Raw genomic sequence first — 10,303 nt, forward strand, 5'->3', positions numbered from 1 at the left:
TACACCAAGCCAGCTGTAACAATCACAAAAAGGTAGATACCGATGGCGCTACTTGCGCTGGATAACTGGCTTATCCGGGCGAAATCTGACGAGGGACTGATGGGCTTTCGCCGCTTTCTGGTGGAGTTCGGCTATTTCGGCCTCAAGGAAGCAAGGGCCTGCCTGTTTGTCGGACTGTTTTTTGCGGCGGTATTTCTTGTGCCAAGGGTCGGCTTGGCCGGTGTTCCGCGCTATGACCTCTTGCTTGCGATTGCGCTGCTGATTCAGGGCTGGATGGTATTGGCCAAGCTGGAAACGCTGGACGAGCTGAAAGCCATCTGTCTCTTCCATGTGGTGGGGTTTGCCCTGGAGGTCTTCAAGACTTCCGGGTCCATCCAGTCCTGGAGCTATCCGGACTTTGCCTATACCAAGCTGTTTGGCGTACCGCTATTTTCCGGTTTCATGTATGCGGCCGTCGGCAGCTACATCATTCAGGCGTGGCGATTGTTTGACCTGCGTATCCGGCATCACCCGCCATACTGGATGGCTGGGGTGATTGCGTTGCTGATTTACGGGAATTTCTTTACGCACCATTTCTGGGGCGACTACCGTTGGTACATCGCCGCATGCCTGGGCGGTTTATATGCCAGGTCCTCGGTGATCTTCCGGCCCTACGACCGTGACCGGAGCATGCCCTTGCTGCTGGCCTTTTTGCTGATCGGATTTTTCATTTGGGTGGCCGAAAACATCAGTACGTTTTTCAGCCTCTGGCACTACCCCAATCAACTGGGTGCATGGTCCGTTGTACATGTGGGCAAATGGAGTTCCTGGTCACTGCTGGTGGTCATGACCTTCACCATTGTGGCCAACCTGAAGCACGTGAAGGAACGCATCCATGTGCCTGACTGAGACGGATTCTCCCGCGTGAAGCTGCGCTTTGACCGCGAGGCGGCGTTGTGGGCATGCCTCATTCTCATCGTTGAAGTGTTGATTGCGACCGTGTGGGCGCACCACCGCTGGCTGCGGGGTTTCGTCGGCGACGTGTTGGCCGTTGTATGGGTGTATTTCCTGCTCAAGGTTGTGATAAAGGCCAACGCCTTTGGTCTCGCATTGGTTGCGTTTGCGGTGGGCTGCCTGGTCGAACTTGCCCAGTATGTGGCAACCGCCAACGGCTGGCACGTTCAAAACCCGGTGCTGAAGATTCTGCTGGGTTCGGTGGCCGACTGGATGGATGTGCTGGCGTATGCCGGCGGGTTTCTGCTGGTTTTGGCACTTGAGTCCCTTTTTGCCCGACCACAGCCAGCCCAGTGCCGACCATCGCCTGCCATCGAAAAATAGACTACTTCGACCGAAAAATGATTTCTTTCATGCGCTGAAGTTTGGGCGCCACCACCGGCACCGTCAGCATGGTGCTGGCAATGGCCATTAGCAGCAGGGCGGTGAAGGTCTCGTTGGTGATGATCTGTTTGTCCAACAGGATGTTGGCAAAAATGATCATGATCAGTGCCTTGGTCTGCAGCAGCCAGCCGATGATGGCACTTTCTCCCGGCGCCCACTTGAGTATCTTGCCGGCGATATGGACACCGATCAGCTTGCCCGCCACCGAGGCGACCAGCAGAACCGCCGCAGCCACAAACACCGCTTCGCCGCCGACCGACCAGTTGGTTCGCAGGCCGGTGCTCAGGAAGAACACCGGCATCATCACAAGCAGCACGTGATGGCGCAACATGTCCATATGCTCCTGATTGAACCAGTCGCTGTCCATCACGGCACCGGCCAGGAAAGCGCCCACCATGTAATGCAGACCGGCCCAGTCCGCGCCGAAGGCGCAAACGATGAGCCAGATCAGGCCGGCATACCAGCGGTCGCGTTCCGGTAGCCAGACCATGAGTTTGCGAAACGCGTAAGCGAGGACTGCAAAGGCGACCAGAAAGCCAGCTTGCCGGCCGACGCGTTCCCAGTCCATCAGGATCAGAGCGAGTACGCCCCAGATGGCGATGTCGTCGAGGCTGGCATAACGCAGGATGCGCTGGCCGATGGGTTGGCGCAGGATGACGAGTTTTTCCATCAGCAGAATCAGAATGGGCAGCGCCGTGACCGCGCAGGCCATGCCGACACCGGCGACAAATTGCCAGCGCATGCCTTGCGGGCCCACCCAGCCGTCGTACATCAGCATGCCGGCAGCCACCACGCAGCCGGCAGCAAGCGGCGTGCCCAGCGCCAGGCCGGCTGTGATGCTGCTTTCGCGCCGGTGCGCCCAGGCTTTTTTCAGATCCAGCTCAATGCCGGCAATCCACACAAACACCATGACTGCCCACCAGGCAATGCCGTTGAGCGACTGCACCACCGGCGTGCTGAAAACGAAAGCGTAATAGTCGGGGTAGATTTTCCCGAGGATGCCGGGGCCCAGCAGGATGCCGGCGATGATCTGAATGACGACCAGCGGTGCGTAGTAGTCGGTCTTGAAGACCCGCCAGATCAGGTAGGGAAGCGTAAAAATGATCGCCATGGCGATCAGAAAAATCTCGGTGGTGGTCATGGCGGCGTGCATGGCTCTTCTCTTGTTGTTGCTGGCGGCGAAACAGTTGATTCCGGAAACCGGCTTTGCTGAACGGGCGGTGAGCGCGAATTATGCAGGAGCCGGCGTGCGCAGCCGTGGGTGGTCAACCTTGAGCGCGCAAGTGCGGGGGTGCATCCCGGGGCCCCTGGGCAGCAGCTGCTTCAGAAGAAAGAAAGCTGATTTAGCGGCGGGTGGCCTGGTACAGCGGCATCACCGTGGGCAGCAGCGCCTGGATTTGCTGCACGCGGCTGCTGTCGCTGGGGTGGCTGCTCAGGAATTCCGAGCCGCTGCCCCCGCTGCCGCTCATTTTTTGCCAGAGGCTGACGCCGGCCTGCGGGTTGTATCCGGCGCGCGCCATCAATTCGAGGCCGATGCGGTCGGCCTCTGTTTCATGCGAACGGCTGAAACGCGTGGCCACCAACGCTTCATAGGCCGCGCCCGTCAATTGTGAGGTTCCGCTGCCCAGTCCGAGGAGTTGCGTGCCTATACCTATGGCTGTCTGCGCCGCTGCCGCCTGGGACACCTGTTCGCGCGAATGCTCGCGCAAGGCATGGGCAATTTCATGACCCATGACCACCGCGATTTCGTCGTCAGTGAGGCTGAGCTTGCGGATCAACCCGGTGTAGAACATGATTTTTCCGCCGGGCATGCAAAAGGCGTTGAGCTGCTCGCTTTCGATCAGGTTCACCTCCCATTGCCACCGCGGCGCGTCGCCACGAAACACCGCGGTTTGCGGCTGGATGCGGGCGGCCACAGCCCGCACGCGTGCCAGCATGGCTGCATCGGTGTTGAGTTTTCCTGCGGCCGTGGCCTCGGCCTTGAGCTTGTTGTAACTCTGGACGGCCATCTGGTCGAGTTCGGCGGAAGACACCAGCAACAGCTGGGAGCGCGAAGCACCGACAGCGCCGCTTTCCGTGGTGCTTGAACAGGCAGTGATCAGCAGAGTCAGGGCCAAAGTCAAGGGGGTCAGATAGTGTTTCATGCGTGTCTCAAAGGTCTGTTTTCAGGCACATGCCGGGAGCGTTCATTTTCCAACGGCAAGCGTAAGCCAAGGTAGGACGGCAGTTGGCGGTGATGTAGGCACGAATCGCAGAAGTGAAGCCGGCAGGTGGCGCCTTGTCGTCCGAAGACGCGGTAGCCGCTTCGGCCGCGTTCGATGCCGCTTCGCGTGCCGCCACTGTGAGCAGTGCAACCTTGCTCGCGGTCGATGTGGAGCCATATTGAACGAGCTGGCCCGTAACAGCCCCGAAAAACTCGACTGGAAAACCTCTATCGTGGACATGATGAAGCTGCTCAAGCGGGAGCAGGCAGGCAAACAGGGCTTTGCCGGCCCGCGGGAATCCCTTATCCTCCTCGCATGCATTTTTTCCTGCGTGCAAGCCGGGCTTGTGTTCTGTTTCTGTTGACCCTGTCCTTTGCTTGCCTGGCGCAGGCGCGGGCGACCGTTGAGGTGCCTCCGGCGAAGGCCGGCGTGCTTGATCTGGCGGGCTGGAATTTCGAGCGTGACGGCAGTGTGCTGCTGGCCGGCGAGTGGTCCTTGAACTGGCAGCAGTTCGGCGAACCCCGGTTGCCGGCGGGCCACCGCGAATCTGCCGGTGTGCCGGTGGAAGTGCCTGGCGCCTGGCACGGGCTGGTGGTAGGCGGCGCCCCGCTGGGCTCCAACGGTTACGGCACCTACAGGCTGGACATTCCCTGCACAAGCGCCCAGGGTCTGAGCCTTTTTATTCCCAACCAGCACAGCGCCTTGCGTCTTTATATCAACGGGCGGGAAGTGGCACATCAGGGCGTGCCGGGAACAAGCGCTGACAACACGCGGCCTGCCGTCGGCCAGCAGTACGTGCCCTTGGGCGATGTTGCCTGCCCCCTGCAGGTGACGGCCCATGTGTCCAACTTCGATCATCGGCGCGGCGGCCTGGTCCGCGCCATGGAGCTGGGCAGCACGGCGCAGATGCAAAAGCGGCGCGAGCTGGGCCTGGCGCGCGACACAGCGGCGCTTGTGGGCGTGGGTTTGATGGGGGTTCTGCCCATCCTGTTTTTCATCTGGCGGCGAAAGGAACGTGCGCCGCTTTATCTGGGCTTGTACTGTCTGTCGACAGCGGTGATCATCGCCTTGTCCGGCGAACGTGTATTGCTGCCTTTGATGGCCCCTCTGGGATGGAACATCTACCAGAAGCTGCTTTTCATGAACCTGTGGGGCGGACTTGCCATGTTTCCCCTGTTCGTTCATGCGCTGTATCCGGTCGAGTTCCGGGAAAGGCCAAGGCGCGCGATTCAGCTGGCGGGTGCTTTGGCCGTGCTGATGGTGCTGCTGACGCCGGCGCGCATTTTTACACTGGCGATTCCCGCCTTGACCATCAGCGCGGTGTTGCTGGGCTCCTATCTGGTTTACGTGCTCTTGAAAGCAGGCAAGCGGGGCAGGCTCAGTCCTTTTATTCTGCTGGGTGGCTTGGTTGCGATAGTGATTGCCATCACGCATGACGTTGTCTACTTCAGGACGTTGCAGTCGGGCTATTGGACGCCCATCGGTTTCCTGATTTTTGCGCTTGCGCCTGGCATCACGCTGGCCCGGCGCATGTCACGCGCACTGGCTGCCGAGGAGCTGCGGGGGATTGAACAGCGTGATCGCACCAACCTGCTGGTGCGAGCAACCAAGGCCGGCTTGCTGGACTGGGACGCCATTGCGAATGTGGTGAGTTATTCCGACCGCTACAAGGAGATGCTGGGTTATCCGGCAGATACCGCGGCTTCGGAGCTGCCGGCCTTTAACGATCTGGTCCATCCCGACGAACGGGAACATGTTCGCCTGAGCTTTCTTGAGGAGTTGCGCGACCGCAGTGTCAGGAGCACCACGCGTTATCACCGCTCGCTGGATTACCGTATGCGCCGGGCAGATGGGACCTACATCTGGGTTCACGCGGAGGGGATTGCGCTGATTGGCGACGATGGAAAAACACTGCGTTTTATCTGCTCCTTCATCGACATCAGTGATAGCAAGCGGCATGAGATCGCGATGTCCAACCAGGCCAAGTTCATTGCCGACCTGTTTGATACCGTTCCCATTGGCATGGCCCTGCGGGATACCGACAGCCGCTACCTGGTCGTCAACAAAGCCTGGGAACAGTATGTGGGAGTCGGGCGTGAAGACGTCATTGGCAAGACGCTGCGTGAGCGCGCACCTGCCGACGAGGTGGCGCTGATCGAAGCGCTCGACCGTGAGGTGCTGGCGCTGGGCCCTGGCGCCACGGTGGGTCCGCGCGAGAACACCTTCAGGGGCAGGCGGTATGCGCAATCGCGCACCGCCATGGCAGATTCCGAAGGAAAAATCATCGGCGTGCTGATCGCCAGCATTGACATTCACGAGAAGTACCTGGCCGAGCAGGACCTGGCGGTCGAGCGCGAGCGGCTGCAACTATTGGTGCGCGCCACCAAAGCCGGCTTTGGAGATTGGGACGCGCAGAGCGATGTGGTCGCTTATACGGCACGCTTCAAGGAGATGCTGGGTTACCCGGGCAACACCGACACCACGGCATGGCCCAGCATTTTCGACATGATGCATCCGGATGATCGCGAAGCCTCCCGCGAGCAATTCCGCAGCATGATCAGGCGCAAGAGCAGCTCCGAGCCGGAGCAGGAGCCGGGCGAACCAATGTCGTACCGCTTGCGGCGTACCGATGGCAGCTACATCTGGATCCACGCCGAAGGTATTGCGCAGGTCGACGAAGAAGGGCGCACCAAACGATTCATAACTTCCTATCTCGACGTCACTGCATTCCATGAACAGGAAGAGGCGCTGCGTGCGCAGGTCGAACTCACACGGACCGAGCAGCGCCGCCTGGATCTTGTGGTGCGCGGCGCGCGGGTGGGCATTGTTGACTGGGATGGGAAAACGCACGAGACCTATTACTCGCCGCGTTTTCGGGAAATCCGGGGCTATGCCCCGGACGCAGACACGGCGGATTGGCCGGATTATTTCAAGGTGATGATTCACCCCGAAGACCAGGAGCGGGTCATCCGGCGCTGGGTGCCTTTTATCCGGGGCAAAGGTCCGGAAGGCCCGCATGGCGAGTTCTACTCGCCCGAAGAGTACCGCCTGCTCCGCGCGGACGGCAGCTATGTGTGGGTGCAGGTGAGCGGGATAGCGGTGCGCGATGAAACCGGATTCGTGTTGCGCTGGATCGCCGCCATCATTGACATCAGCGAGCGCCGGGCCCAGGACCAGGCCTTGCACGCCTCGCTGGACCAGGTGGCGGCGCAGGCTGCCCAGCTAGAACACCAGAACGAAGCGCTGCTTGAAAACGTGCGGCTGCGTGAGGAGGTGGAGCGGATTGCGCGGCATGACATCAAGACGCCGCTGAACAGCATCATTGCCGTACCCCGGCTGCTGCGCGAGGAGCGGCAACTCACCAGGGAGGCCGACGAATTGCTTGGCATTGTCGAGCGTGCCGGTTATCGCATCCTGAGCATGGTCAATCTCTCGCTCGATCTGTACAAGATGGAGCAGGGCAGTTATATCTTCCGGCCAGATGCCGTGGATCTGGTCGAGTTGTTTGACAAGGTGGCGGTGGACATTCACAGCCACGCGGCATCAAAGAACGTTAATTTGCGGGTGAAGTCGAGCGCCACCCGCGCCTGTGCGTGGGCCGAGGAGCTGCTGTGTTATTCGCTGATTGCCAACCTCCTGAAAAATGCGGTCGAAGCCTCGCCCGAGGGGGCGGTGGTCACTGTTTCTATCGAGGCGATTGAAGCCATTGAAGCGCCTGAAGACAGTGGCAGCGTTGCGCTGCATATCCACAATGTCGGCGTGGTGCCGGCATCCGTTCGCGAGAATTTTTTCGTCAAGTACGCAACCGCTGGCAAGGCCAGCGGGACCGGCCTGGGAACCTACTCGGCCCGGCTGATGGCGCGTGTGCAGGACGGCGATGTCACCATGCGCACTTCTGCCGCCGAAGGCACCACACTTTCCGTGGTGTTTCGCGCAGCGCCCGCGGGCAAGGTGCCCGCGATCGTCAGGCACGCCAGCGAAAGGCAGGATTCCCAACCGCTGGCGCTGGCCAATCTGCCTGCGCTGAAAATCCTGCTGGTCGACGACGACGAGTTCAACCTGCTGATCGTGCGTCGTTTCCTGCCGTGCCCGCCACTGAAAGTTTCCACTGCCTTCAACGGCCGGGTGGCTCTCGAAATGGCGATGGAAGAAGCACCTGATGTGGTTTTTATGGATCTGGACATGCCCATCATGGGCGGTCTGGAGGCGATAGGAAAGCTGCGCGAGCAAGAGCTGTCGAGCGGTCGCAAACGCTGTTTTGCCGTGGTACTTTCATCGCATGACGACGAGGAAACCCGCGCGCGCTGCCTGGCTTCGGGGTTTGACCACTACCTGACCAAGCCTGTGACGCGCGACCTCATCCAGCAGACCTTGCTGGACCACTGTGCGGCGGCGCAGCCCGGTGGTTTGGCGGGCGCTGCGTCCCCGGTGCAAATGGCCCCTTCAACGGTTCAGGTTGATCCGGATATTGCGGATTTGATGACGGACTTTCTGGCTTCGCGGCACCAGATTCTGGACGCCATGGATCAGGCCGTCGTGGCCGGTGACCGGGAGGGCTTGCGGCGCGGCGCCCATCAACTGGCCGGAAGCCTGGCGGTTTACGGTTTTCAGTGGGGTGCCGATGCCAGCCGGAGCCTGGAGCTGCAGGCACAGACCCTTGCACCGCAGCACGCGCAGGAGCTCATTCAGGCTGTGCGGCTTCATCTGCAGACGGCTGCCATCGTGGTGCGGCATGAAGAATAAACCGAGGTAAGTGGGGCGTTGCCTCTTGAATAGTCCGGCTATGCGGTAATAATTTGGTTTGCAACAAAATGTGGCGTTTGCCGCAAGTGTTTAAGACCTCTATTGGAGAATTGCCATGGCCGAGAGCAAAAAAATCCTGGTGATTGACGACGATGAAGCCATCGTGGCCTACTTGGTCGCGAAACTCGCGCAGCACTACGAACTGGTTAGCACCACGGACCCCTACAAGGCTGTGGGACTGGCCAAGGCCGAGCGCCCGGATCTTGTGCTCTGCGATATCGACATGCCGGGCATGGGCGGGGGTGATGTTGTTGCCGCGCTGTCCAGTGATCCGCAAACTGCAGGCATTCCCGTGATGTACCTGACTGCGCTGGTGTCCCCCGAAGAAACGCGCGACATGGGGGGCAATGTGGGTGGCCGCCCCGGTGTTGCCAAGAGGGCGCCTATTGCCGAGCTGCTTCAGCGCATTGGCGAGGTCATCTCGGCCTGACGCGCGTCACGCGGACCAGATGCGTGGGCTGGGTGCGGCTTTGTCCCAGAAATGCTGGCGCCACGCCTTCCACACCTCTTTCATCAAACCCATGGCAGGCTCGACCAGCGGTGCCAGCACGCGAACGACAACAACTTGCGCATCGGGGCTGGTAGCGCCGGCGGCGTTGCGCAGCGGGTGCGCTTCGATTACTTTGCGCGCAAGGTCCAGGGCCAGTTGGCGGCGCTGGCGCTCCAGCTTGCTGCCGGCTGCAAAAAACAGGGTGCCGATACAACGCTGGCCGGCCAGGCCCAGCGGGCTGTTCATCAGCAGCAGGTCGTCAGCCCGGATGCGCGCACGTTCCAGCCATACACCCGGCAACTCGATGTGCTGGCAAAAGCTGCCCTGCTCAAAAGGTTTGCCGGCGCTTGGCAAACCCAGTGCGGTCACGTCCCAGCCGAGCAGCTCGGCACCGGGTTCGAGGTCCAGCGTCAAATGGTTCTCAGCGATACAGCCGCTGTAACACAGCGCTTCCAGGGGCAGCCATTCGGCACGTGCCCCGGCTTCCAGGCGCAGGCGGGTGCGCTGCAAGGCGGTTTCACCGGCTGATTTGTAGAAGCGGGTGGCGCCCGGTGTGGTGATCAGGCCGTGGCTGCCCGCTGCGGCGGTCACCGCAATATCCAGCGTATCGCCGCCGACCAGCCCACCCGGTGGGTGCACCAGCACGTTGTGGCAGACGGCGTCGCCTTCGGGGTACAGGCTTTGGAGGATGCGCAGGGGGCCGTTGTGGCGGAAGTGCGCGAGGGTTTTGCCGGCCTGCAGGGAGTAGTCGAGGGAGAGGGTCGCGTTCCAGGCCATCGGGGGAGTTTAACCTTCGGCTTGAAGGCTTCGTGCTTCTGGCTTGCTATTGAATTTGTAGCTGCTTGTGCCCGTGGAATAAGGGGTGCGGGCCTTTTTCTTATAAATTTTTGGGAATTTTGGACTCTTCCGGCGCGAATTCATTGATGTAATGTGCCTCTTGCCCTTATTTTGCGGGCGCTAATAGCTATTGAATTGATAGCAAAACTCTTATGGCCTTGTCATCCCGGACTTGATCCGGGATCCATGCAGGCGATCCTCCTGTACTGTTTGGGCTGAGCTTGTTGAAGCCGTCTTTGTGTCCTGCGCTGGAGGGTTGCCTGCAAGCCGGGGGTTGCCCGGCGGCAACTCACTTTCTTTTTGCGTCGCCAAAAAGAAAGTAAGCAAAGAAAAAGGCGACCCTGCTGTCTGCGTCCCTTCGCTTCGCTGCGGGCAGCCTGCGGTGCTCGGTCCAGCCGGGGTCGAGCTCGAACTCGCTACGCTCAGACAATCGCTCGCCCTGATCCGTCTGGCCCTGCGCTCCTCGGCGCATACAGAAGGGTGGGGGATGAAAGCGGGAGCGGATTCGGGTACAGATGCGGATGCGGGGAGACCTGACGCGCGAAGCGCGTCAGGTCGAGAACGCGGCCGTCATGTTTGCACGCGAGCGCAG

Annotated in this window: 8 protein-coding genes; 5 read left to right on the forward strand and 3 right to left on the reverse strand. The window is 60.6% G+C overall.

The genetic code is table 11. The annotated features are described in order from the left end of the window. Positions 1 to 42 precede the first annotated feature (42 nt). Both B0B52_RS07430 and B0B52_RS07435 read left to right on the forward strand, forming a co-directional pair. Complete coding sequence (locus B0B52_RS07430; RefSeq protein ID WP_077592996.1) at positions 43 to 888, forward strand: DUF817 domain-containing protein; 846 nt, start codon at positions 43 to 45, stop codon at positions 886 to 888. 15 nt (positions 889 to 903) lie between these two features. Continuing rightward, complete coding sequence (locus B0B52_RS07435) at positions 904 to 1,317, forward strand: DUF2809 domain-containing protein (RefSeq protein WP_077592997.1); 414 nt, start codon at positions 904 to 906, stop codon at positions 1,315 to 1,317. 1 nt (position 1,318) lies between these two features. Here the strand turns inward: B0B52_RS07435 and B0B52_RS07440 are convergent, their stop codons facing one another. Together B0B52_RS07440 and B0B52_RS07445 are read right to left on the reverse strand one after the other, a co-directional pair. Further along, positions 1,319 to 2,530, reverse strand: coding sequence for a cation:proton antiporter (locus B0B52_RS07440; protein WP_077592998.1), 1,212 nt, complete (start codon positions 2,528 to 2,530; stop codon positions 1,319 to 1,321). Positions 2,531 to 2,720: 190 nt separating this feature from the next. Continuing rightward, the gene (locus B0B52_RS07445; RefSeq protein WP_077592999.1) at positions 2,721 to 3,521 is read right to left on the reverse strand and encodes a M48 family metallopeptidase; all 801 of its coding nucleotides are present in this window, start codon (positions 3,519 to 3,521) and stop codon (positions 2,721 to 2,723) included. Between B0B52_RS07445 and B0B52_RS22105 the strand changes: the two genes are divergently transcribed. The 3 genes from B0B52_RS22105 to B0B52_RS07460 all read left to right on the forward strand — a co-directional run bounded on the left by B0B52_RS22105 (position 3,520) and on the right by B0B52_RS07460 (position 8,814). After that, complete coding sequence (locus B0B52_RS22105; RefSeq protein ID WP_254425661.1) at positions 3,520 to 3,945, forward strand: DUF3597 family protein; 426 nt, start codon at positions 3,520 to 3,522, stop codon at positions 3,943 to 3,945. The two genes, B0B52_RS07445 and B0B52_RS22105, sit on opposite strands and share 2 nt — an antisense overlap. Beyond that, complete coding sequence (locus B0B52_RS07455) at positions 3,897 to 8,324, forward strand: PAS domain-containing protein (RefSeq protein ID WP_077593001.1); 4,428 nt, start codon at positions 3,897 to 3,899, stop codon at positions 8,322 to 8,324. The genes B0B52_RS22105 and B0B52_RS07455 overlap by 49 nt, the downstream gene beginning before the upstream one ends. A gap of 115 nt (positions 8,325 to 8,439) precedes the next feature. After that, positions 8,440 to 8,814 carry a two-component system response regulator gene (locus B0B52_RS07460; RefSeq protein WP_077593002.1) on the forward strand — a complete coding sequence of 125 codons (375 nt, stop codon included), beginning with the start codon at positions 8,440 to 8,442 and terminating at the stop codon, positions 8,812 to 8,814. A gap of 6 nt (positions 8,815 to 8,820) precedes the next feature. Here the strand turns inward: B0B52_RS07460 and B0B52_RS07465 are convergent, their stop codons facing one another. Next, positions 8,821 to 9,651 (reverse strand): urease accessory protein UreD, encoded by an 831-nt coding sequence (locus B0B52_RS07465; protein ID WP_077593003.1) that lies wholly within the window; start codon positions 9,649 to 9,651, stop codon positions 8,821 to 8,823. Between the last annotated feature and the right edge of the window lie 652 nt (positions 9,652 to 10,303).

Source organism: Polaromonas sp. A23, assembly GCF_002001015.1.
Lineage (GTDB): Bacteria > Pseudomonadota > Gammaproteobacteria > Burkholderiales > Burkholderiaceae_C > Polaromonas.